24 protein-coding genes, 1 pseudogene and 1 riboswitch are annotated in these 21773 nt (G+C 73.3%); of the genes and pseudogenes, 9 read left to right on the top strand and 16 right to left on the bottom strand.

The genetic code is table 11. From position 1 onward, the window contains the following. Positions 1 to 38 precede the first annotated feature (38 nt). Positions 39 to 113, bottom strand: a complete 75-nt coding sequence (locus tag ACH4MY_RS06855; protein ID WP_015034725.1) for a 50S ribosomal protein bL37 — start codon at positions 111 to 113, stop codon at positions 39 to 41. A 100-nt stretch (positions 114 to 213) separates the two neighbouring features. On the opposite strand from ACH4MY_RS06855, the gene ACH4MY_RS06860 reads away from it, so the two are divergent. Beyond that, complete coding sequence (locus tag ACH4MY_RS06860) at positions 214 to 891, top strand: hypothetical protein (RefSeq protein ID WP_397998537.1); 678 nt, start codon at positions 214 to 216, stop codon at positions 889 to 891. A gap of 29 nt (positions 892 to 920) precedes the next feature. Here the strand turns inward: ACH4MY_RS06860 and ACH4MY_RS06865 are convergent, their stop codons facing one another. Then, positions 921 to 2045, bottom strand: coding sequence for a cobalt-precorrin-5B (C(1))-methyltransferase (locus ACH4MY_RS06865; RefSeq protein ID WP_397998540.1), 1125 nt, complete (start codon positions 2043 to 2045; stop codon positions 921 to 923). A gap of 12 nt (positions 2046 to 2057) precedes the next feature. Between ACH4MY_RS06865 and ACH4MY_RS06870 the strand changes: the two genes are divergently transcribed. Then, on the top strand, positions 2058 to 2810 hold the full coding sequence (locus tag ACH4MY_RS06870) for a cobalt-precorrin-6A reductase (protein ID WP_397998543.1): 753 nt from the start codon (positions 2058 to 2060) through the stop codon (positions 2808 to 2810). 109 nt (positions 2811 to 2919) lie between these two features. Here the strand turns inward: ACH4MY_RS06870 and cobJ are convergent, their stop codons facing one another. The 3 genes from cobJ to ACH4MY_RS06885 are packed head-to-tail and all read right to left on the bottom strand — an operon-like array spanning position 2920 to position 6280. Beyond that, positions 2920 to 4404 carry a precorrin-3B C(17)-methyltransferase gene (cobJ, locus tag ACH4MY_RS06875; RefSeq protein WP_397998546.1) on the bottom strand — a complete coding sequence of 495 codons (1485 nt, stop codon included), beginning with the start codon at positions 4402 to 4404 and terminating at the stop codon, positions 2920 to 2922. After that, positions 4401 to 5036 (bottom strand): precorrin-8X methylmutase, encoded by a 636-nt coding sequence (locus ACH4MY_RS06880; RefSeq protein ID WP_397999380.1) that lies wholly within the window; start codon positions 5034 to 5036, stop codon positions 4401 to 4403. The genes cobJ and ACH4MY_RS06880 overlap by 4 nt, the downstream gene beginning before the upstream one ends. Positions 5037 to 5050: 14 nt before the next feature. Further along, the gene (locus tag ACH4MY_RS06885; RefSeq protein WP_397998549.1) at positions 5051 to 6280 is read right to left on the bottom strand and encodes a cobalamin biosynthesis protein CobG; all 1230 of its coding nucleotides are present in this window, start codon (positions 6278 to 6280) and stop codon (positions 5051 to 5053) included. Between the two features lie 78 nt (positions 6281 to 6358). Further along, positions 6359 to 6507, top strand: a riboswitch (cobalamin riboswitch). A gap of 40 nt (positions 6508 to 6547) precedes the next feature. On the opposite strand from ACH4MY_RS06885, the gene cobN reads away from it, so the two are divergent. Beyond that, positions 6548 to 10168 carry a cobaltochelatase subunit CobN gene (gene cobN / locus ACH4MY_RS06890; protein ID WP_397998552.1) on the top strand — a complete coding sequence of 1207 codons (3621 nt, stop codon included), beginning with the start codon at positions 6548 to 6550 and terminating at the stop codon, positions 10166 to 10168. Here cobN and ACH4MY_RS06895 read toward each other — a convergent pair. Together ACH4MY_RS06895 and ACH4MY_RS06900 are read right to left on the bottom strand one after the other, a co-directional pair. Then, a pseudogene (locus ACH4MY_RS06895) lies at positions 10165 to 10563 on the bottom strand (ATP-binding cassette domain-containing protein); the annotation flags it as partial. The gene cobN and the pseudogene ACH4MY_RS06895 sit on opposite strands and share 4 nt — an antisense overlap. Positions 10564 to 10674: 111 nt before the next feature. After that, complete coding sequence (locus tag ACH4MY_RS06900; RefSeq protein ID WP_397998555.1) at positions 10675 to 11052, bottom strand: DoxX family protein; 378 nt, start codon at positions 11050 to 11052, stop codon at positions 10675 to 10677. A gap of 62 nt (positions 11053 to 11114) precedes the next feature. Here ACH4MY_RS06900 and ACH4MY_RS06905 point away from each other — a divergent pair, with 62 nt between their 5' ends. Next, a complete protein-coding gene (locus ACH4MY_RS06905; RefSeq protein ID WP_397998558.1) occupies positions 11115 to 11558 on the top strand; it encodes a MarR family winged helix-turn-helix transcriptional regulator in 444 nt (147 codons plus the stop codon). 97 nt (positions 11559 to 11655) lie between these two features. Then, a complete protein-coding gene (locus ACH4MY_RS06910) occupies positions 11656 to 12531 on the top strand; it encodes an alpha/beta fold hydrolase (RefSeq protein ID WP_397998560.1) in 876 nt (291 codons plus the stop codon). Positions 12532 to 12541: 10 nt separating this feature from the next. On the opposite strand, the gene ACH4MY_RS06915 is transcribed toward ACH4MY_RS06910, so the two are convergent. Beyond that, positions 12542 to 13303, bottom strand: a complete 762-nt coding sequence (locus ACH4MY_RS06915) for a S8 family serine peptidase (protein ID WP_397998563.1) — start codon at positions 13301 to 13303, stop codon at positions 12542 to 12544. Between the two features lie 134 nt (positions 13304 to 13437). On the opposite strand from ACH4MY_RS06915, the gene ACH4MY_RS06920 reads away from it, so the two are divergent. Both ACH4MY_RS06920 and ACH4MY_RS06925 read left to right on the top strand, forming a co-directional pair. Further along, positions 13438 to 14397, top strand: a complete 960-nt coding sequence (locus ACH4MY_RS06920; RefSeq protein ID WP_397998566.1) for a DUF1648 domain-containing protein — start codon at positions 13438 to 13440, stop codon at positions 14395 to 14397. A 2-nt stretch (positions 14398 to 14399) separates the two neighbouring features. After that, positions 14400 to 14756: a GntR family transcriptional regulator gene (locus ACH4MY_RS06925; RefSeq protein WP_397998568.1), complete on the top strand. Its 357-nt coding sequence runs from the start codon at positions 14400 to 14402 to the stop codon at positions 14754 to 14756. Positions 14757 to 14829: 73 nt separating this feature from the next. On the opposite strand, the gene ACH4MY_RS06930 is transcribed toward ACH4MY_RS06925, so the two are convergent. Then, positions 14830 to 15789, bottom strand: a complete 960-nt coding sequence (locus ACH4MY_RS06930) for a D-2-hydroxyacid dehydrogenase family protein (RefSeq protein ID WP_397999383.1) — start codon at positions 15787 to 15789, stop codon at positions 14830 to 14832. Between the two features lie 138 nt (positions 15790 to 15927). After that, positions 15928 to 16890, bottom strand: a complete 963-nt coding sequence (locus ACH4MY_RS06935) for a GlxA family transcriptional regulator (protein ID WP_397998571.1) — start codon at positions 16888 to 16890, stop codon at positions 15928 to 15930. Between the two features lie 219 nt (positions 16891 to 17109). Here ACH4MY_RS06935 and ACH4MY_RS06940 point away from each other — a divergent pair, with 219 nt between their 5' ends. Both ACH4MY_RS06940 and ACH4MY_RS06945 read left to right on the top strand, forming a co-directional pair. Further along, the gene (locus ACH4MY_RS06940; protein WP_397998574.1) at positions 17110 to 17712 is read left to right on the top strand and encodes an MBL fold metallo-hydrolase; all 603 of its coding nucleotides are present in this window, start codon (positions 17110 to 17112) and stop codon (positions 17710 to 17712) included. A 192-nt stretch (positions 17713 to 17904) separates the two neighbouring features. Further along, positions 17905 to 18264 (top strand): hypothetical protein, encoded by a 360-nt coding sequence (locus tag ACH4MY_RS06945; RefSeq protein WP_397998577.1) that lies wholly within the window; start codon positions 17905 to 17907, stop codon positions 18262 to 18264. 82 nt (positions 18265 to 18346) lie between these two features. On the opposite strand, the gene ACH4MY_RS06950 is transcribed toward ACH4MY_RS06945, so the two are convergent. The 6 genes from ACH4MY_RS06950 to ACH4MY_RS06975 all read right to left on the bottom strand — a co-directional run bounded on the left by ACH4MY_RS06950 (position 18347) and on the right by ACH4MY_RS06975 (position 21756). Next, positions 18347 to 18634: an SCO5918 family protein gene (locus ACH4MY_RS06950; protein ID WP_397998580.1), complete on the bottom strand. Its 288-nt coding sequence runs from the start codon at positions 18632 to 18634 to the stop codon at positions 18347 to 18349. A gap of 171 nt (positions 18635 to 18805) precedes the next feature. Further along, on the bottom strand, positions 18806 to 19009 hold the full coding sequence (locus tag ACH4MY_RS06955; RefSeq protein ID WP_055598357.1) for a cold-shock protein: 204 nt from the start codon (positions 19007 to 19009) through the stop codon (positions 18806 to 18808). A 569-nt stretch (positions 19010 to 19578) separates the two neighbouring features. After that, positions 19579 to 20082 (bottom strand): iron chaperone, encoded by a 504-nt coding sequence (locus ACH4MY_RS06960; protein WP_397998583.1) that lies wholly within the window; start codon positions 20080 to 20082, stop codon positions 19579 to 19581. Between the two features lie 153 nt (positions 20083 to 20235). After that, positions 20236 to 20862 carry a glyoxalase gene (locus ACH4MY_RS06965; RefSeq protein WP_397998586.1) on the bottom strand — a complete coding sequence of 209 codons (627 nt, stop codon included), beginning with the start codon at positions 20860 to 20862 and terminating at the stop codon, positions 20236 to 20238. Positions 20863 to 20867: 5 nt separating this feature from the next. Continuing rightward, complete coding sequence (locus tag ACH4MY_RS06970) at positions 20868 to 21314, bottom strand: helix-turn-helix transcriptional regulator (protein WP_397998589.1); 447 nt, start codon at positions 21312 to 21314, stop codon at positions 20868 to 20870. Positions 21315 to 21345: 31 nt separating this feature from the next. Beyond that, positions 21346 to 21756 carry a VOC family protein gene (locus ACH4MY_RS06975; protein WP_386557488.1) on the bottom strand — a complete coding sequence of 137 codons (411 nt, stop codon included), beginning with the start codon at positions 21754 to 21756 and terminating at the stop codon, positions 21346 to 21348. Between the last annotated feature and the right edge of the window lie 17 nt (positions 21757 to 21773).

Raw genomic sequence — 21773 nt, forward strand, 5'->3', positions numbered from 1 at the left:
GGCCGGACACCCTCGGGTGTCCGGCCCCGGCACGGCTCTCAGGCGTTCGGCCGCTTGCCGTGATTGGCGTTCTTCTTCTTGCGGGCGCGCCTCTTGTTGCCTCGCTTCGCCATGGGACTCCCTCTCGCTCCGGGGGGTATGTGCTGGTAAGCCTAGATTCGGGCCCCGGGGGTCGCATGTCGGCCGCCGGCGCCCGTGCGGTCTCATGGAGGGGTGACTGTCTACGACGTGGCCCGGGCGCTGCCGGGTATCGAGGAACTGCGCGACCACAGCCGGGGGCTCGCGATGGTGGAGGCCGTACTGAGCCCGGTGTGGGAGAGCAGGTACTACTCCTTCGACGCCCACTGGTCGGAGAGCGAGCAGCTGGCGTCGATGAAGGACGGCTCGGGCGGCGAGTACACGATCGTCCTCTCGCCGGCGGGGGCGTTCGCGCGGGTCTTCGACCACGAGTCGCCGATGAGCCCCTTCGGGGCGCTCGCGGACGGGCAGACCTGGCCCGGCGTCCTCGACGGGGTCCCGGAGGCGTTCCGGGAGTACCTGACGGAGCCCGCGTTCACCGACGAGGACGGGGTCCACGTGACCACCGCCTGCCTGTGGCGCGAGCCCGCGGACACCGCCTGGCACACGGGCCCGGTCGCGTTCACGGACCTGGAGGACCGGGAGGACCCGGACGGCTCCGGGCGCCTGCTCCACCTGCTGACCGACCGCACGGCGGAGGCGTACGCGGAGTTCGCCGAGGACTACTACGAGCGGCCGGTCGACATCGAGGCGGTACGCCACCTGCTCGCCCTGCGCCCCCTGACGGCGGAGATCGTCGCCGCCCTCAACCCGCAGGTGACGCTCGCGGACCTCGCCGAGGACGTGCGGGAGATCGGCTACCCGACGGCCTGACCGGGACGGGAGCGGCGACCCGGGCGCGGCTACGCGCCCGGACCCGCCGTCTCCGACCGGCCCACCACCGTCCCCGCCCGGTCGACGCAGATCACGTCCACCGCCACCGGCGCGCCCCGCAGGACCGCGAGGGCCTCGTCGCGGGCGCGGGTGGCGACCAGCGTGCCCAGGGGGACGTTCGCCGCCTCGCAGAGGCGGAGGGCGGCCAGGCCCGTGTTCGCCTGGGTGATCTCCGCCGCCAGGGACTCCGGGGCGCCTCCCGTGCGGGCCAGCTCGGCCAGGAAGGACTTGTCGACCTGGGAACGGGCCGAGTGGAGGTCCAGATGGCCCGCGGCCAGCTTGGAGAGCTTCGCGAAGCCGCCGCAGATCGTCAGGCGGTCGACCGGATGGCGGCGGATGTACTTGAGGACCGCGCCCGCGAAGTCGCCCATGTCGAGGAGCGCGATCTCCGGCAGGTCGTAGAGGGTCGACACCGTCCGCTCGGACGTGGAGCCGGTGCAGCCCGCCACATGGGTGAGACCGCCCGCCCGGGCCACGTCCACGCCCCGGCGGATCGAGTCGATCCACGCCGAGCAGGAGTAGGGGACGACGACCCCCGTCGTGCCGAGGATCGACAGGCCGCCCAGGATGCCGATCCGGGGGTTCCAGGTGGAGCGGGCGATCTCGGCGCCGTTGTCGACGGAGACGGTGATCTCGACGTCGCCGGCGCCGCCGTGCCGGGCCGCCACCCGCGCCACGTGCTCCCGCATCAGCTGCCGGGGCACCGGGTTGATCGCCGGCTCGCCGACCTCCAGGGGCAGACCGGGCAGGGTCACCGTACCGACGCCCTCGCCCGCCCGGAACACCACGCCCGAGCCGGCCGGCAGCAGCCGTACGGTCGACCGGATCACCGCGCCGTGCGTGACGTCGGGGTCGTCGCCGGCGTCCTTGGTGACGGCCGCCATGGCCGTACGCCCGGTGAGCTCCTCCGCCGTCAGGGCGAAGGACGGCGTCTGCCCCTTCGGCAGCGTGATGGTCACCGGGTCCGGGAAATCGCCGGTGAGGAGCGCCGTGTACGCGGCCGTCGTGGCCGCCGTCGCGCACGCGCCCGTCGTCCAGCCCGGGCGGAGACCGGTGTGCTTGAGTTGGGCCTCACGCCCGCCGCCTGAAGTCACGAAGAGGCTCCTGTGCACATACTCATTCTCGGGGGGACCACCGAGGCCCGCGCCCTCGCGGGCCTGCTGCACGGCGAGGTCCGGGTCACCAGCTCCCTCGCGGGGCGGGTGACGAGTCCCCGGCTCCCCGAGGGCGAGGTCCGGATCGGCGGGTTCGGCGGCGTCGACGGGCTCGTGGAGTGGATCGGCGGGCACGCCGTGGACGCGGTCATCGACGCCACGCATCCCTTCGCCGAGCGGATCAGCTTCAACGCGGCCCGGGCGGCCGCCACCGCCCATGTTCCCCTGCTGGCGCTGCGCCGCCCCGGCTGGGTCCCGGTGGAGGGCGACGACTGGCGCTCCGTGGCGTCCCTGGAGGAGGCGGCGGGCGCCCTGGACGGCCTCGGCGAGCGGGTGTTCCTGACGACGGGCCGGATGGGCCTGGCGGCCTTCGCGGACCGCCCGGAGTGGTTCCTGGTCCGCTCGGTGGACGCCCCGGACGCCCCGATGCCGGCCCGCACCGAGATCCTCCTCGACCGGGGCCCCTTCACCCCGGACGGCGAGCGGGACATCCTGGCCCGCCACCGGATCGACGTCGTGGTCACGAAGGACAGCGGAGGCGCCGCCACCGCCCCGAAACTGACCGCGGCCCGCGAGGCGGGCCTCCCGGTCGTCGTGGTCCGCCGCCCCCCGGTCCCGGAGGGCGTACCGGTGGCGTCGACTCCGGAGGAGGCGGCGGCGTGGGTGCGGTCGCGCCTCGTGCGAGGAGCGACAGGGCGTCTTTGAACAGCGTCCGCCACGGCGTCCGCCACGGCGACCGCCACGGCGGGGTGACGGTGGCCGCGGGGAACGGGGGCGGTGCCGCGACCGGGGCCGTGGCCCCGGTCGCCCTCGCTCACCCGTAGCGGCGCGGTGTCCAGGTGATCGTGCGGCCGTCGGCCCGTTCGACCGCCCTCGTCTGGGAGGAGCCGACGAGGAGCAGGGTCCGCATGTCGACCTCGGAGGGCTCCAGGGTCTTCAGGGTCACCACCCGCACCGACTGCTCGGGGCCGCCCACGTCACGGGCGACGACCACCGGGGTCTCGGGGGAACGCAGTTCGAGCAGGAGGTCGCGGGCGGCGGCCACCTGGTGGGTGCGGGACTTCGACCCCGGGTTGTAGAGGGCGAGCACCAGGTCGGCGGTGGCCGCGGCGCGCAGCCGGGCCTCGATGACGTCCCAGGGCTTGAGCCGGTCGGAGAGCGAGATCGTCGCGTAGTCGTGGCCGAGGGGGGCGCCCGCGGCCGCGGCGGCCGCGTTCGCGGCGGTCACCCCGGGGAGGACCCGTACGGGGACGTCCGTGTACTCCGGTTCGCAGGCGACCTCCAGGACGGCCGTGGCCATCGCGAAGACGCCCGGGTCGCCGCCGGAGACGACCGCGACCCTGTGGCCGCGGCGGGCCAGGTCGAGGGCGAACTCCGCGCGCTCGGACTCCACCTTGTTGTCCGAGCCGTGCCGGATCTGCCCGGGACGCAGCACCGGTACCCGGTCCAGGTAGGTGGTGTAGCCGACGAGGACGTCGGCGTTGACGAGCGCGCCGCGCGACTCGGGGGTCAGCCAGGGCGCCCCGGCCGGGCCGGTGCCGACGACGACGACCTCGCCCCGCTCCCGTACGGCCGGTTCGCGGTCGACACGGGAGGGGAGCACGGCGACGGAGAAGTACGGGACGGACCCGGGGTCCACGTCCACGAGGTCGCCGGTCCGCTCGCCCGCCATGAAGGCGCGCTCCACGTACCGGGCGTCGTCGAGCCGGCCGGCCCGCTCCAGCGCCCGCTTCACGGTGGGGAAGGTACGGCCGAGCTTCATCACGACCGCCGAGTCGGTGCCCGCGAGGCGGGCCGTCAGCTCGTCCTCCGGCAGGGTGCCGGGGATGATCGTGAGGACCTCCTCCGCCTCGCAGAGCGGCTCGCCGAGCCGGGCCGCCGCGGCGGACACCGAGGTGACGCCGGGGATGACGGTGGTGTCGTAGCGGTCCGCGAGCCGCTTGTGCATGTGCTGGTACGAGCCGTAGAACAGCGGGTCGCCCTCGGCGAGGACGGCGACCGTGCGGCCCGCGTCGAGGTGCGCGGCGAGGCGGGCCGAGGCCTCCTCGTAGAAGTCGTTCAGGGCGCCGCGGTAGCCGCCGGGGTGGTCCGTGGTCTCCACCGTGAGCGGGTACATCAGCCGCTCCTCGATGTGGTCCTCGCGAAGGTGCTCGGCGGCGATCGAGCGCGCGATGGACCGGCCGTGGCGGGCCGAGTGGTACGCGATCACGTCGGCGGCGGCGATGGCCTTCACCGCGGCCACCGTCATCAGGTTCGGGTCGCCGGGGCCGAGCCCGACGCCGTACAGCTTGCCGGTCACTTCTGAATCTCCGCTTCGTGAGCGATCGCGTTGATCGCGGCTGCCGTCATGGCGCTGCCGCCGCGCCGGCCCCGTACGACGAGGTAGTCGAGGCCGAGGTCCTGGGCGGCCAGGGCGTCCTTGGACTCGGCGGCGCCGATGAAGCCGACCGGTATGCCGAGGACGGCGGCGGGCTTCCCGGCCCCGTTCGCGACCATCTGCAGGAGGTGGAAGAGGGCGGTGGGCGCGTTGCCGATGGCGACGACGGAGCCTTCGAGGCGGTCCCGCCACAGTTCGAGGGCGGCGGCGGAGCGGGTGGTGCCCAGCTCGGCGGCGAGGCCCGGCACGGACGGGTCGGAGAGCGTGCAGATCACCTCGTTGTCGGCGGGCAGCCGGCGGCGGGTGACCCCGCTCGCGACCATCTGCGCGTCGCAGAGGACCGGCGCGCCGGCGCGGAGCGCGGCGCGGGCGTTCGTGACGACCCGCGGCGACCAGGCGATGTCGCGTACGAGGTCGGTCATGCCGCAGGCGTGGATCATCCGGACCGCCACCTGGGCGACGTCGGCGGGCAGGCCCGCCAGATCCGCCTCGGCGCGGATCGTGGCAAAGGACTGGCGGTAGATCTCCGCGCCGTCCTTCTCGTAGTCGAACATCCTGTTGCTCTCGCTCATCTCGTCGTGCGGGCCGTGGTCACGGCTTCGGTCAGGGCGGTACGGGGGGTGGGGACGCCGTCCACCAGGTAGTCGCCGTCGGCGGTGGCGAGGACGTCGGTCCAGTCGCCGTGCGGGTGTCCGCAGCGGCGCTCGCACCCGGAGAAGTGCACGGGGAGGCCGGGCGCCCCTCTGCGCGCGTTGTCTCCGGGGGCGGCGTCGGCGCGGACGTCGGCGAGGGACTTGGCACAGCCGGGCCGCCCGGTGCAGGCGGTGACACCGGCCCAGGGGGAGTCGGGGCGGGTGACGAGTCCGGCCGCGTCGAGCGCGGGCAGCCGGTCGGCGCCGGCTCCGGCCACGACGACCCCGCGCCAGGGCGTGAGCCGGACCTCGTCGGCGGGGAGCAGCGCCCGGAGCTGGGCGGTGGTGAGACGGCCGAGCGGGGCGAGGACGGAGAGGGCGGCGGGCCCGAGGACGCCGGGGGAGAGGGGAGGGCCCTGGGGGAGTTCCGGTGCGGGTACGGGCACCGCCGTCACTCCCGACTCCGCCACGTCCACCGCGTACCCCTCCGGGAGTTCCCGGACCCGCCAGGCCCCGGTTCCGGCCTTCCGCGCCGTGGTCAGGAACCCGCCCGCGACCGCCAGGGCCGCGCCGGGAGCGTCGGAGCCCGCGAGCCGGACGGCCCGGCCGCCGACGTGCAGTTCGGCCTCTCCCCCGCCCACTGCGACCAAGGTCACATCCCCGCCGAGCCCGGCGACATCACCGCGTCCGTCGTCGAGGACGAAGAGGAATCGGCCGGAAAGCGCCGCCGCCCAGGGCGCGGAGCGCAGGTGGGTGTCCAGCTCGCGGGCCCACAACTGCACGTCGGCGGCGCCGAGTCCGTCGAGCCCGGAGGCCGGGGAGGCGACGATGTTGCGGACGCGTTCGTGGGTGGGGGAGGGCAGCAGGCCCGCCTCGTCGAGGAGCGCCGCCAGCTCGGCCCCGCAGCTCTCGGCGAGGCCGCGCAGCTCGGCGTTGCCGCGCGAGGTGATGCTGAGCCGTCCGTCGCCCAGGGTCTCCGCGGCGTGCGCCAGGGTCTCGACCTGACGAGACGTCAAGCGTCCTCCGGGCAGGCGGAGTCGGGCGAGGTGGCCGTCGTCGGCGGAGTGCAGGCGCAGCGCCCCGGGGCACGCGTCGCCGCGGTCCCGTATGCGAGGTTCACCCGGTTCGGGCGTCGGGGGCGGGGTGGGCGGCATGGCGGCGAGCATACCGACGGGGAACCGGCCGACCACCGGGTGTGATCCGGCCGACTCCCCGGCTCCTCCCGGCCCGCCGACCGCACGATCTACTATGCAGACGGCATGGGGTCCCAGGACCCCGGGGAGGAAGCCCGGTGAGAATCCGGCGCGGTCCCGCCACTGTGAGCCCGTACCGGACGTGCCTCGGCACGAACCGGAACGGGTGAGTCAGGAACTCCCGCCAATCCACACGACCACCCGGGGCGCGGACAACCCCGAGGAAGGCCTGCGCTCGCCATGCTTCTGCTGCTGTCGCACTCCGACACCGACCTGCTCAGCGCCCGCGCGGCCGGCGGCCCGGTGGAGTACCGCTTCGCCAACCCCGCCCGTCTCCCCCTCACCGAGCTGACCGGCCTGCTGGCCGACGCCGAGCTCGTCGTCGTCCGCCTCCTCGGCGGCCTCCGTTCCTGGGAGGAGGGCCTCGACGCGGTCCGCGCCGCCGGCAAGCCGGTGGTCGTCCTCAGCGGCGAACAGGCCCCCGACGCACAGCTGATGGAGGCGTCCACCGTCCCCGTCGGCGTCGCCACCGAGGCGCACGCCTACCTCGCGCACGGCGGCCCCGGGAACCTGGAGCAGCTCGCCCGCTTCCTCTCCGACACCGTGCTGCTCACCGGCCACGGCTTCGAGTCCCCGGCCGCCGCCCCCACCTGGGGCCCGCTGGAGCGCACCGCCCGCACGACCACCGGCCCGACCGTCGCCGTGCTCTACTACCGCGCCCACCACATGAGCGGGAACACCGGCTTCGTCGACACCCTCTGCTCGGCGATCGAGGACACCGGCGCGCAGGCGCTCCCGCTGTACGTGGCATCCCTGCGCGCCCCCGAACCGGAGCTGCTCGACCGGCTCCGTACCGCCGACGCGATCGTCACCACCGTCCTCGCCGCGGGCGGCACCAAGCCCGCGGAGGCGCAGGCCGGCGGCGACGAGGAGGCCTGGGACGCGGGTGCGCTCGCCGCGCTCGACGTGCCCATCCTCCAGGCGCTCTGCCTGACCGGCTCGCGCGCCGCCTGGGAGGAGAACGACGAGGGCCTCTCCCCGCTGGACGCCGCCAGCCAGGTCGCGGTGCCCGAGTTCGACGGCCGGCTCATCACCGTCCCGTTCTCCTTCAAGGAGATCGACGAGGACGGGCTGCCCGCGTACGTCGCCGACGCCGAGCGCGCCGCCCGGGTCGCCGGCATCGCCGTCCGGCACGCCCGGCTCCGCCACATCCCGAACGCCGAGAAGAAGCTGGCGCTCGTCCTCTCCGCGTACCCGACGAAGCACTCCCGCATCGGCAACGCCGTCGGCCTCGACACCCCCGCCTCCGCCGTCTCCCTGCTGCGGCGCCTCATCGCCGAGGGGTACGACTTCGGCCCGGAGGCCGACCTCCCCGGCCTCGTCTCCGGCGACGGCGACGAGCTGATCTACGCCCTCATCGAGGCCGGCGGCCACGACCAGGACTGGCTGACGGAGGAGCAGCTCGCCCGCAACCCGGTCCGCATCCCGGCCGCCGACTACAAGCGCTGGTACGCGACCCTCCCCGAGGAGCTGCGCACCCACGTCGAGGAGCACTGGGGCCCGGCGCCCGGCGAGATGTTCCTCGACCGGTCCCGCAACCCGGAGGGCGACATCGTCCTCGCCGCGCTGCGCCGCGGGAACCTGCTGATCCTCATCCAGCCGCCGCGCGGCTTCGGCGAGAACCCGATCGCGATCTACCACGACCCCGATCTCCCGCCGTCCCACCACTACCTGGCCGCCTACCGCTGGATCGCCGCCCGCGCCGAGGACGGCGGCTTCGGCGCCGACGCCATGGTCCACCTGGGCAAGCACGGCAACCTGGAGTGGCTGCCCGGCAAGAACGCCGGCCTCTCCGCCGCCTGCGGCCCCGACGCCGCCCTCGGCGACATCCCCCTGATCTACCCGTTCCTCGTCAACGACCCGGGCGAGGGCACGCAGGCCAAGCGGCGCGTGCACGCGACCCTCGTCGACCACCTGGTGCCGCCGATGGCCCGCGCCGACTCGTACGGCGACATCGCGCGCCTGGAGCAACTGCTCGACGAGTACGCGCAGATCTCCTCCATGGACCCGGCGAAGCTGCCCGCGATCCGCGCCCAGATCTGGACGCTGATCCAGGCCGCCAAGCTCGACCACGACCTCGGTCTCCAGCAGCGCCCGGAGGACGACGGCTTCGACGACTTCCTGCTGCACGTCGACGGCTGGCTGTGCGAGGTCAAGGACGCCCAGATCCGTGACGGTCTGCACGTCCTCGGCGGCGCCCCGGAGGGCGAGGCCCGGGTCAACCTGGTCCTCTCCATCCTGCGCGCCCGCCAGATCTGGGGCGGCACGCAGGCGCTGCCCGGTCTCCGCGAGGCCCTCGGCCTCGACGAGTCGGCCGCGACCCGCACCACCGCCGACGAGGCCGAGGCGAAGGCCCGCGAACTCGTCGAGGGCATGGAGGCGGCGGACTGGTCCGTGGCCGCGATCGAGACCGTGGCCGCCGCGTACGGCCCCGAGGTGCACGCCGTCCTGAGGTTCGCCTGCGAGCAGGTCGTGCCGCGGCTGGCCGGCACCACCGACGAACTCACCCACGCCGTCCACGCCCTGAACGGCGGCTTCGTCCCGGCCGGCCCGTCCGGCTCCCCGCTGCGCGGCCTGGTCAACGTCCTGCCGACCGGCCGGAACTTCTACTCGGTCGACCCGAAGGCCGTGCCGTCCCGGCTCGCCTGGGAGACGGGGCAGGCGCTCGCCGACTCCCTCCTGGAGCGCTACCGCACCGACAACGGCGAGTGGCCGACGTCCGTGGGCCTCTCCCTGTGGGGGACCAGCGCCATGCGCACCGCCGGCGACGACGTGGCCGAGGCGCTCGCCCTGCTCGGCGTCCGCCCGCTGTGGGACGAGGCCTCGCGCCGGGTGAACGGCCTGGAGCCGATCCCGCTCGCCGAGCTCGGCCGCCCGCGCGTCGACGTCACCCTGCGCATCTCGGGCTTCTTCCGCGACGCGTTCCCGCACGTCATCGGGCTTCTCGACGACGCCGTGCGCCTGGTCGCCGGCCTTGAGGGCGAGTCGGCCGAGGAGAACTACGTCCGGGCGCACGCGCAGGCCGACCTGGCCGAGCACGGCGACGAGCGGCGCGCCACCACCCGTATCTTCGGCTCCCGGCCGGGCACGTACGGCGCGGGCATCCTCCAGCTGATCGACTCGCGCGACTGGCGGACGGACGCGGACCTCGCCGAGGTGTACACGGTGTGGGGCGGGTACGCGTACGGGCGCGGGCTCGAAGGCCGCCCGGCGCGCGCCGAGATGGAGACGGCGTACAAGCGGATCGCGGTGGCCGCGAAGAACACGGACACCCGCGAGCACGACATCGCCGACTCCGACGACTACTTCCAGTACCACGGCGGCATGGTGGCCACCGTCCGCGCGCTCAAGGGCACGGCCCCCGAGGCGTACATCGGTGACTCGACCCGTCCCGAGACGGTCCGCACCCGCACCCTCGTCGAGGAGACCTCCCGGGTCTTCCGCGCCCGTGTGGTGAACCCGCGCTGGATCGAGGCGATGCGTCGCCACGGCTACAAGGGCGCGTTCGAGCTGGCGGCGACCGTCGACTACCTCTTCGGGTACGACGCCACGACGGGCGTGGTCGCCGACTGGATGTACGACAAGCTGACCCAGGAGTACGTCCTCGACCCGGAGAACCAGGCCTTCCTCAAGGAGGCCAACCCCTGGGCCCTGCACGGCATCGCGGAGCGGCTCCTGGAGGCCGAGTCGCGCGGCATGTGGGAGAAGCCGGACCCGGAGACGCTGGCCGCGCTGCGCCAGGTGTTCCTGGAGACCGAGGGAGACCTCGAAGGCGCCGCGGACTCCTCGGACGAGGACTAACGCGGCACCGGGGCGGGGGCCGGCGCCAGTTCCAGGCGGCGGCCCCGGAAGCCCTCCCTGAGCCGCCGGTCGTGGGTGACCACGATCAGCGTGCCCGGGTACGACACGAGCGCGGCCTCGATCTCCTCCACGAGCGCCGGGGCCAGATGGTTGGTCGGCTCGTCGAGGAGGAGCAGATCGGCCGGCTCGGTGACGAGCCGTGCCAGTTCCAGTTTCCGGCGCTGTCCTGTCGACAGATACCGGACCGGGGTCGTCAGGTCCCCGGCGGAGAAGAGACCGAGGGCGAGCAGTTCGTCCGTGCGGTCTGCTCCGAAGGCCTCGCCCACCGTACGGGGGTCGGTGGGCGAGGTCGTCTCCTGACGGAGCAGTCCGGCCCGGGCGGAGACCTTCACCGAGATCGACGCAAGACCATTTGCAAGACGAGGCGTATCGTCTTGCTTCCTTGAAGGTGCGCCGGGGTGCAGTCTTAGGCGAGACGTGCCGTCTCGTCATGCTTTCCGGACGGGTCAGGCGGAGGCCGTCCGCAGTACCAGCGCGGCTATCGCGAGCAGGGTGATGACCACCACCGGCGCCACCTCGTAGTCCTTCACTCTCAGGTGCGTGATCAGAGCGCCGACGAAGTAGAGGGCCACGCCGATCGCCGCCGCCCCGCCGAGCGCCGGCACGGCGAGCCCCGCGAGCAGGCCGAGCGCGCCCGCCGCCTTCAGGCTCGCCAGCCGCGGCAGCCAGGACTCCGGCACGTCGAGCTTGGTCATGCTGCCGACGATCTGCGGATTGCGGGTGAAGGTCAGGAAGGCGGAGGCGGAGAGCGCGAGGGCGAGCAGTGCCGCGACGACGGCGTAACCGATGAACATGGGGGTGCTCCAATGGTCCGACAGGATCAATCGTTGAACGGTATCAACGATTTCTCTCGTTCCACAATAGGGCCGCTGCTACGGTGGATGGCATGGCAGCTCAACCGACCGACCGCCTCGGCTTCCTCCTCTCCTTCCGCGGGGAGCTCACCGGCGCGCGCATCCGCGCCGCCCTGGGCGTCGTCGGGTTGCACCCGAGGAACGCGATGACGCTGATGCGGCTCGCCCCCGGAGCCATGAGCCAGCGGGACCTGGCCACCGCTATGGAGGTCGACCCCAGCCAACTGGTCGCGATCCTCAACGAGTTGGAGTCGGAAGGGCTCGCCGAGCGGCGCCGCGACCCGGCCGACCGGCGCCGCCACATCGTGGAGATCACGGAGGCCGGCGCGACCGCCCTGGAGCGGATCGACACAGCGGTGAGCGCGGCCGAGCGCGAGCTCTTCGGCGACCTCACCGAGGCCGAACAGGCCCTTCTGCGCGGTCTGCTGGACCGGGTGACGGTGGACGCCGCCGGCCACGACTGCGCCGCCGGATGAACCGGCCAGGACGCGGCACCGAAGGTGCGCGCGACCGATGAGTTCCGGTGGGGCCGGGGGTCTACCCCTTGAACGGCCCACCACCGAGGAGATCACCATGGTCGAGACCGACACCCGGACGCTGGACACCACCGGCGCGACCCTGCGCTACGACGTGCGCCCCGGCACCGGAGCCGAGGGGCGTCCCCTGCTGCTGATCGGCTCCCCCATGGACGCCACCGGTTTCACCACGCTCGCCTCCCACTTCGCCGACCGGACCGTCGTGACCTACGACCCGCGCGGGGTGTCCCGCAGCGAGCGCACCGACGGCGCGGCGGAGTCGCTCCCCGAGGAGCACGCCGACGACCTGGCCCGGCTGATCGAGGCGCTCGGCGCCGGCCCCGTGGACGTCTTCGCGAGCAGCGGCGGCGCCGTCAACGCCCTCGCCCTGGTGGCCCGGCGCGGCGACCTGGTCCACACCCTCGTCGCGCACGAGCCCCCGACGGCCCAGGTAGTCCCGGACCGGGAGGCTGCCCTCGCGGTCTGCGCGGACGTCCACGCGACCTATCTGCGGGAGGGCTGGGGGCCCGGGATGGCGAAGTTCATCGCGGTGACCAGCCGGAAGGGCCCCTTCCCGGCGGACTGGGCCGAGGAGCCCGCCCCTTCCCCGGCCGCGTTCGGCCTGCCCACCGAGGACGACGGCTCGCGCGGCGACCCGCTGCTCGGCCAGAACATGCGCGGTTGCACCTCCTACCGCCCCGACTTCACCGCGCTGCGTGCCGCGCCGACCCGGATCGTCGTCGCCGCGGGGAAGGAGTCCGAGGACACCTTCGCCGCCCGCGCGGCGGTCGCGGTCGCCGAGGGTCTCGGCACCCCGCTCGCCGTCTTCCCGAGCCACCACGGCGGCTTCCTGGGCGGCGAGTTCGGCCAGCACGGCGCCCCGGCGGAGTTCGCCGAGGCGCTGCGCGCCGTCCTGGAGGACGGCCGGGGCTGACGCCGGACGGTCAGTTCTTCGCGGCGACGGCGGAGACGTACGGCGAGGCCGTCGACGTACCGGAGAGCTTGCCGTACCCCGAGCTGTTCCGCAGGGTCTCCCTTGTCGTGTACGTCGGGAGGGTCGAGGTGATGTCGACGCCCGGGGCCGAAACGGCGTTCTGCGCACCGAAGTTGGTGAAGGAGGCGGGGTTGCCGCTCTGGTCGGCCGCGTTGACGACCAGGACCGGGGTGTCGACCTCGTAGGGCTGGAGCGCGGTGGAGTCGTTGCCCGCCGCGGCGACCACGACCGCGCCGTTGGCGTTGGCGACGGAGATGGCCTCGTTGAGGACGCCGCCCTTGAGGAGGCGGGCCATCAGGCCGGACTCGCCGAGCGAGAGGTTGATGACGTCGGCGCCGTTCCGGGCCGCCCAGACGATGCCCTTGGTGATGGCGGCGTCGTTGCCGCTGCCGTCCGCGCCGAGCACCCGGACCGGCATGATCCTGGCCCCGCCCGCGCCGCCGGCGACCCCGATGCCGTTGTCGGTGTGGGCGGCGGCGATGCCGGAGACGTGGGTGCCGTGGCCGTTCATGTCCTTGGGGTCGGCGTCGTTGTCGACGACGGCGATGACGGTGTCCTCGCCCCTGGTGGTCTTCCAGGCGTCCGGCAGCTTCAGCGCGTCGATGGCCCACTGCTGACCGCGCATCGGGTCGGGCTTGTCGTCGTCGCTGCCGCAGCCGGCGGCGAAGAGGGTGAGGGCGGTGAGGGTGGCGGTGGTGGGCCGACGGCGCATGAATATCTCCCCATTCCTGTGCATTTGGCCCAGTCAACAGGCGGCGGGAGGAGTTCGCATCCCACCGAGAAGTCGAGTTGTTCTAGCGAAGTGCGAACAACTTGTTCTATCCTGATGCGAACAAGGGAGGTTTCATGAACCGCGCCACGCCCCGACTCCGCGCCCTCGCCGCGCTCCCGTTCGTCCTCACGCTCGCCACCTGCCTGGTGCTGCTCGCCCTCTGGGAGGACCGGATCCCCGACACCCTCGCCACCCACTTCGGCGGCGACGGAACCCGCGCCGACGGCTACACCGGCCGCACCGCGTTCCTCGTCATCGGCATCGGCCTGCTCCTCGGGCTCGGCACCGGCTGGACGGTCCTCGTCCGCCGTACCGCCCTGTGGGGTGCCTGGGCGACCGCCGGATTCGCCGGCACGCTCCTCGCCCTCCTCGTACGCGACAACCTGGACGCCGTCGACCCGGCCCGGGTCGTCTCGCCGCTCACCAACCTGTTGCTCGGCGCGGCGATCGCCGCCGCCCTCGCCCTCGTGGGGTGGGGACTGACCCGGCTCGTCCCCGAGGACGAGCCGGCCGGGCAGCCCGGCACGGCCGACGGCCCCCGCCTCACGCTCGGCGCGAGCGAGGTCGCCGGCTGGTCCCGCGCCACCGCCTCCCGGCCGCTGACCGTCCTCTCGGCCCTCGCCCTCGCCGCCGTCCCCCTCGGCCTGCTCCTCGCCCCCTGGCCGGGCTCCCTGCTCGCCCTGCTCGGCTTGGCCGTCGGGGTGCCGGGACTGGCCCTCGCCCGGGTCAGGGTCACCGTCGACCGGCGCGGTGTCACCGTCCGTCCCGCGCTGCTCTCCCGCCCCCGCGTCCGGGTCCCGCTCGACGAGGTCGCGGGCGCGAGCGTCCGGCAGCTCGACACCGCCGCCGTGCTCGCCGACTTCGGCGGCTGGGGCTACCGGGTCAGGGCCCACCGGACGGGCCTCGTGCTGCACAGCGGCGAAGCCCTCGTCGTACGGCGCGACAGCGGGCGCGAGTTCGCGGTCACCGTCCCCGACGCGCGGACCGCGGCCGCCCTTCTCAACACGCTCGCCGAGCGGCATGGGAAGGTCTGACCGTGCTCTTCCGTGTCGACCCGGCCTCCGCCGTGCCCCTCGGCGACCAGATCGCCGCCTGTGTCCGGGGCGCCCTCGCCGACGGCTCCGCCGCGCCGGGCGAACGCCTCCCGGCCGCCAGGGAACTCGCCGACTCCCTCGGCGTCAACGTCCACACCGTCCTCCGCGGCTACCAGCGGCTGCGCGAGGAGGGCCTGATCGAACTCCGCCGGGGCCGGGGCGCCCTGATCGTCCCCGGCGCCACCGCCCCCGACCGCGCCCGCCTGGTCTCCCGGCTCCGGGAGGCGGCGGCGGACGCCCGCGAGCTCGGCCTGACGGACGAGGAGTTCGTGGAGCTGGCCAGGACGAGCCTGGGCTGAGAGCCGGGACCGGCCGGGCTCACGTACCGCCGAGAACCGGATCAGCCCGGCTCGCGTACGGCCGAGAGCCGGATCAGCCCAGCTCGCGTACGGGGGCGCCCGCCAGGAACGCCTCGATGTCCTCGACCGCCTGCCCGAAGTACCGCCCGTAGTTCCCCTCCGTCACATAGCCGAGGTGCGGCAGCGCGAGCACGTTCGGCAGGGACCGCAGCGGGTCGTCCACGGGCAGCGGCTCGGTCTCGTAGACATCGAGGCCCGCCCCCGCGATCCACCCCTCGCGCAGCGCCCGCAGCAGCGCCGCGCCGTCGACGAGACCCGCCCGCGAGGTGTTGACGAGGTACGCGTGGGGCCGCATCGCCCGCAGCTCGTGCTCCGCGACCAGACCCCGGGTCCGGTCCGACAGCACTATGTGGAGCGAGACGAAGTCGCTGTCCGCGAGCAGTTCCCGCTTGTCCTTCGCGAGCCGTACGCCGTGCTCGGCCGCCCGCTCCTCCGTCAGGTTCGGGCTCCAGGCGAGGACGTCCATGCCGAAGGCGAGGCCGATCCGGGCCACCTTGGCGCCGATCTTGCCGAGACCGACGAGCCCCAGGGTCCGCCCGGCCAGGTCGGCGCCCACGGTGGACTGCCAGGGCCCGCCCTCCCGGAGGGCCCGCGCCTCGGCCGGTACATGGCGGGCGAGGCCGAGGAGGAGCGCCCAGGTGAGCTCGGTGGGCGGCTCGGAACTGCTGGCGGTGCCGCAGACGGTGACACCGCGCGCGCGTGCGGCGGCCACGTCGACGGAGGCGTTGCGCATCCCGGAGGTGATCAGCAGGCGGAGCCGGGGGAGCCGGGCCAGGAGGCCGGCGTCGACGGGGGTCCGCTCCCGCATGACGACGAGGATCTCGCAGTCCTCGACGGCGGCGACGAGCGCGTCGGGGTCGGTGAGGTGCTCGCGCAGGACGCGTACGTCGACGCGGTCGGCGAGCGGGCTCCAGTCGGCGGAGGTCAGGGCGACGCCCTGGTAGTCGTCGAGGACGGCGCAGCGCAGCTTCATGACGGCATGATCGCGCACGGCCCGATGTCCTGCCCAGAGCGGCGGGCGGTGCCGAGGGTGGGGCAGCCGGTGGCGGGGTCACCCCCGTCCGGGGCGCCAGGAAGGCCCGCGGCGCCGCCCGACTCCCCCCGTCCGGGCTCAGACGACCGGTGTACGGGTGAAGGAGCGGCGGTACGACCGGGGCGGGACGCCCCGTCGGCGGACGAACTGGGCGCGCAGCACCGCCGCGCTTCCGAAGCCGACCGCGCGGGCGATCTCCTCGACCGGGAGGTCCGTGGTCTCCAGGAGCTCTTCGGCCCGGCCGAGCCGCAGCGAGAGCAGCCAGGCGTGCGGGGTGGTTCCCGTGGAGGCGGCGAAACGGCGCGCGAAGGAGCGCCGGCTCATCAGCGCCCGGCGGGCCAACTCGGCTACGGGCAGCGGTTCGTGGAGGTTTTCCCGGGCCCAGGCGAGGACGTCGGTGAGCCGCTCGTCCCGGCTGTCCTCGGGTATGGGCGTCGCGAGGTACTGGGCCTGGCCGCCGTCGCGGTGGGAGGGGAGCACCAGGTCCCGGGCGATGGCGTTGGCCGTGGTGGCCCCGTACTCCCGGCGCAGCAGGTGCAGGCACAGGTCGAAGCCGGCGGCGGCGCCCGCGCCCGTGACGATGGGGCCCTGGTCGACGTAGAGGGCGTCGGGTTCGACGGTGACCTCCGGGTGGCGTTCGGCCAGGAGTCCGGCGAACCGCCAGTGGGTGGTGGCGCGCCGCCCGTCGAGCAGCCCGGCCGCGGCGAGTGCGAACGCGCCGACGCAGTGGGCCGCGACGAGCGCCCCGCGGGCGTGCGCGGCGGCCAGCGCGTCGAGCACGGCGGGCCCCGGCGGTGTGCGGAACTCCGCCCAGGGCAGGGCGATCACCAGGTCGGCCGAGGCCAGCCGGTCCAGTCCGTGCTCGACCACGAGGGGCAGTCCGACGTCGGTGCGGACGTTGCCCGGCCGGTCGGTGCAGAGGGCGAAGTCGAAGAGGGGCAGCCCTCCGCCGCGCGCGTCGAACACCTCGGAGACGATGCCGGCGCCGAGCATGCCGACCCGGTGCGGGGCATAGGCGGCGACGGTGACGAAGGGCGGCATGGGGGCGAGTCTGGCACGGGGGCCGCGGGGGCGAGGTCCACGGCATCCACGACCGCCGGGGCAGCGGTGTCCGCGCCGTTCGCGACGACCGCCGTGGCGGCGGTGGCGGCCGTGCCCCCGATGGGTGCCGTCTCCGCCCCACCGGGATGGCACGATTCCCGCGATCAGTGGCAGCACGGCCACTCGTGAGGATCCCCGCCGCGCAGAAGACTTGGGGGCATGACACACCACGACGACGCACCGAGCGCCCGCACCGCCACCTACACGATCCTGACCACCGGCTACACGCTCTCCACGGGCCCCGGTGTCGCCGCCACCGTCTCCTACGTGCGGGACGGCGACCGGCATGTGATCGTGGACCCCGGCATGGTGGCGAGCCGTGACCGGATCCTCGGCCCGCTCGCCGAACTGGGCCTCGGCCCCGACGACATCACCGACGTGGTGCTCAGCCACCACCATCCGGACAACACCATGAACGTCGGTCTCTTCGGCCGGGCCCGGGTCCACGACCACAAGGCGATCTACGAGAACGACCAGTGGACCGACCGCGACGCCGAGGGCCACGAGCTGGCCCCGTCCCTGCGGCTGATCCGTACGCCCGGCCACAGCCCCGAGGACATCACGCTCCTCGCGGGCACCGAGGCGGGCGTCGTCGCCTTCGTCGGCGACCTCTGGTGGCGGCCGAACGGCCCGGTGGAGGACCCGGTGGCCCCGGACCACACCGTCCTGAAGGACTCGCGTCTCCGTGTCCTCGCCACGGCCGACGTGATCGTCCCGGGCCACGGCCCGGCGTTCCCGGCGGACGACACGGCGCCGCTCTAGCGGGGACGGGTACGAGGGTGTCCCGGCCCGGGTACGGGGGTCCCGGGCCGGGACACGGAGCCGAGGGCCGGGAAGAGGGGCGGGAGGGGGGCCGGGGCGAGAGCCCGGTCGAGGGCCGGGAGGGGCGCCTGCCGGACAGATGGCCGCCGGAGGACCGCCGCGGGCGGGGGGCGCCGCCTAGAATTGACTTCCATGTCGAAGCCTGACGAGCTGCTCGTTGACATTGCCGCCACGGTGGAGTCCGGGCAGAGCAATCAGATGTCCCTGACAGTGGTCGTGGGAGGTGCGGTCCTCACCGGTCGACTGGCCCCGGAAGCCCTGTGGAGACAGCGCGTGTCGGAGGTCCTGACGGACTCGGCCCAGCTGGGTGAGTTCTCCGGCATCTTCAGCCCTTCCGAACGGAAGGACGGGCCACCCACCCACCTGCACTTCCACCTCGCCCGGATCCTCCAGGGCACGGTGGGCATCCCGGAGACCGGAGGGATGTACCGGGTCGCCCTCGCCGACGTCGGCGCCTGGACGGTGGGCGACTTCAGCTACTTCGACCACTGACCCGCCGGGCCGGCCCGGCGCGCGCCCCCGAGCGGCCGGGACCGGCCACAGGGCCGGGAGGGTCGGAAGGAACCCGGAAGGGTCAGAAGCCCAGGAGGTCGGAGGGCGACTCGGGGGCCGGCGCCTGCTCCGCGGCCGTGACCGTGAGGCAGGTGAAGCCGAGCTTCGTCATGGCGCGTACGACCTCACCGACGCTGAAGTCCCGGCGGTCCTGGCGGGTGACGACCTCGCCGACCTGCTTCACGGGGTACTGACGGCGTCCGATGACGACGACGTCGCCGACGGCCGGCTCGGGCTTGACGCCCTTCATCGACTCGATCACGCCGGCTTTGGTGAGTTCGAAGGGGAAGCGGGCGATGACACAGCGCATGGTGACTCCTGCGGAGAAGTGGTCCAGAGGGGGGCCGGCCAGGAAATTCCCGCAGCCGATGGGAGGTACCTGAAGGTACCGAGGGTACCGACAGGTGCAAAGAGCTGAGGCCCGCACCCCAAAGGTGCGGGCCTCAGCTCGTCAGCTCGTGCTACGCGTCAGCGCCTGGTGTCAGGCGGGGACGATGTTCTCGGCGGTCGGGCCCTTCTGGCCCTGCGCGATGTCGAAGCTCACCTTCTGGCCTTCCTGCAGCTCACGGAAGCCGGAGGAGGCGATGTTCGAGTAGTGGGCGAAGACGTCGGGGCCGCCACCGTCCTGCTCGATGAAGCCGAAGCCCTTTTCCGAGTTGAACCACTTCACGGTGCCAGTCGCCATGCCAAATTCTCCTTCGGGGCAGTGCCCGGAGCCCACGCGGTGTGTGCTCCGTCTCGCTGCGATGATCGCCCCGCCCGGAAAAAGCCCGGAAATGAAAAAGGGTGCCCACAGCCGGAAAAACCGGAAGGGCACTCGTACGTTCGGGACCCACAACTGCAACTGATATCGACAGTAGCACGACGGCGCGGAGCGTGCCGGGTGAAGATTTCGCCGGGGGCCATCCCGTGTGTTTACATGACAAATTTTTCACCGGGCGTCGCTTCGAATTTCTCGCGGTGTGATCTCGGAAATCCTCCGCGCGGGGGAGTGGAGGCACGCGGCGCCGGAGGTCGTGATCCACGTCACACGGCCCGGTCGGAGGGGCCACTGCGACACGCCCCGGCGGCGAGGTGGCCCGCCCTCGACCGGCACGCTCAACACCCCTGCTCGCGCCGCCCGTTCCGCCTCTGTTCCGTCTCCGGTGCGGCCACCCGGCCGGCGGGCCCGTCGCGTCCGACGGGTCCTGCCTCGCGTATCGCCGCGCCCTGCGCATCCGCCGGCGGAGCTCCCGTACGGGCCGCCCGGGCGTGTCAGACGGCGGAGGCGGCCTTCTCGACGAGCGCGGCGATCCGGGCCTCGTCGTCGGCGGTGAGCTCCGTCAGGGCGTAGCTCGTCGCCCACATGGCGCCGTCGTCGAGCTGTGCCAGGTCGCTGAAGCCGAGCGTGGCGTACCGGCTCTTGAACTTCTGCGCGCTCTGGAAGAAGCAGACGACCTTGCCGTCCCTGGCGTACGAGGGCATGCCGTACCAGAGCTTCGGCGCGAGGCCGGGCGCGTGCGCCTTGACGATCTCGTGGATCCGCTCGGCGAGGACCCGGTCGGCGTCCGCCATCTCGGCGATCTTCGCGCGCACTTCGGTCTCCCCGTCGGCCTTGGGCGACCGGGAACCGCGGCGCGCGGTCGACTTGAGTTCCTTGGCGCGCTCCTTCATCGCGTCCCGCTCTTCCGAGGTGAAGCCGTCGTACTTCTCGCCGCTCCCGCTCTTCTCGGCGGCCTCGGCATCGGTGCTCTCGACGGACGATCGCGTGCTCGGCATGACGGTGTTCCTCTCACGAAAGCGGATGGGAAGGGCTGCTGCGTACGGATGGGTGAACGGACGTGCCGGGGAATGCCCGGGGAATGTCCGCGGAATGTCCACGGGTCGCGTACGGGATGCGTGCGGCGCCCCCAGCGGGGACCGCGTACGGGCTCAGGAAGCGGCGGTCACGGAAGCGGACTCCCAGGCGAATCCGTCCGGGTCGGTGAAGTCGCCGGTGCCGGCGCCGCCCAGCACGATCCGGTGGGAACCCTCGCCGTCGACGGGGACGCCGACGTCCTTCGCGAGGGCGCGGCGCCCGTACAGGGCGAGCTTGACGGGGCTCTCCCCGGCGGCGAACTCGACGTACTTGCGGCCGAAGCTCTTCGCGACGGTGAGACCGTGCTCGACGTAGAACGTCCTGCTCGCGGCCATGTCCGCGGTTCCCAGCAGGAGCACGAACGCGTCGATGTGGCCGGTGGCCGGGCCGGTGTCCTTCTTCGCCGAGGTCGCGACCTTCCAGACGGTGCCGTCCGGCGCCCGGAAGACGCCGCCGTAGCCCCAGAAGGACTTCGTCGCCGGCTTGAGCGAGGTGGCGCCGGCGGCGAGGGCCGCGTCGACGATGTGCCGGACGTCGGCGGGCTGGGAGACCGTGAGCGAGAGCGAGAATCCGCGGAAGCCGGTGCTCGGCGTGTCCGTGGCCCGCAGGCTCACATGGGCGCCGAGCCCGGAGTCGGTGTAGAAGCGGTCGGCGGCCGGGAGGTCGGCCACCTCAAGGGTGACGGAGGCGATGGAGTTCATGCGCTTCACGCTAGTTGCGGGGCCGCCACCGGTGCTTCTCGATTCCTGACCGGTCGGGTCACCTGCTTCGCCACGCACGACGGCAGCCCGGCCTCCCCGTCCGCGACCTGGCGCCGGTAGACGCTGGGAGGTACGCCGACGAGCTCGGTGAAACGGGTGCTGAAGGTGCCGAGCGAGGAGCAGCCGACCGTGAAGCAGATGTCGGTGACGCTGAGCTCGTCCTGCTGGAGCAGGGCCATGGCGCGCTCGATGCGGCGCGTCATGAGATACGAGTACGGGGCCTCGCCGTACGCCTGCTTGAACTGGCGGCTGAGGTGCCCGGCCGACATGTTGACGCCGCGGGCGAGTGCCTCGACGTCCAGCGGCTGTGCGTACTCCCGGTCGATCCGGTCGCGAACGCGGCGCAACCGCGCCAGATCACTCAGGCGGTGCGCCTCGGTCAGTGCGCTCATCCACGCAGGATGACACATGGGGCCCCTCCTTTCAGCGAAGCTCCTGAAAGCGGACGAGGTTGCCCGCGGGGTCGCGGAAGGCGCAGTCCCGCACGCCGTACGGCTGCTCGGTCGGCTCCTGGACCACCTCGACGTCCCCGGCCTGCACCTTCTCGAAGGTGCCGTCGAGGTCCGGGGTGGCGAGCAGGATCCAGCCGTAGGTGCCCTTGGCCATCATCTCGGCGATGGTGCGCCGCTCGGCCTCGGTGATCCCCGGGTCGGCGCCGGGCGGCGCGAGCAGGATCGACGTACCGGGCTGACCGACGGGCCCGACGGTGATCCACCGGGTCCTGCCCTGCCCGACGTCACTGCGCACCTCGAAGCCGAGGGCGTCGCGGTAGAAGGCGAGGGAGGCGTCGGGGTCGTCGTGCGGGAGCACGGTGGTGTGAATGGTGATGTCCATGCCCACAAGCTAGTTGG

The sequence above is a fragment of the Streptomyces sp. NPDC017246 genome (assembly GCF_044331325.1).
GTDB lineage: Bacteria > Actinomycetota > Actinomycetes > Streptomycetales > Streptomycetaceae > Streptomyces.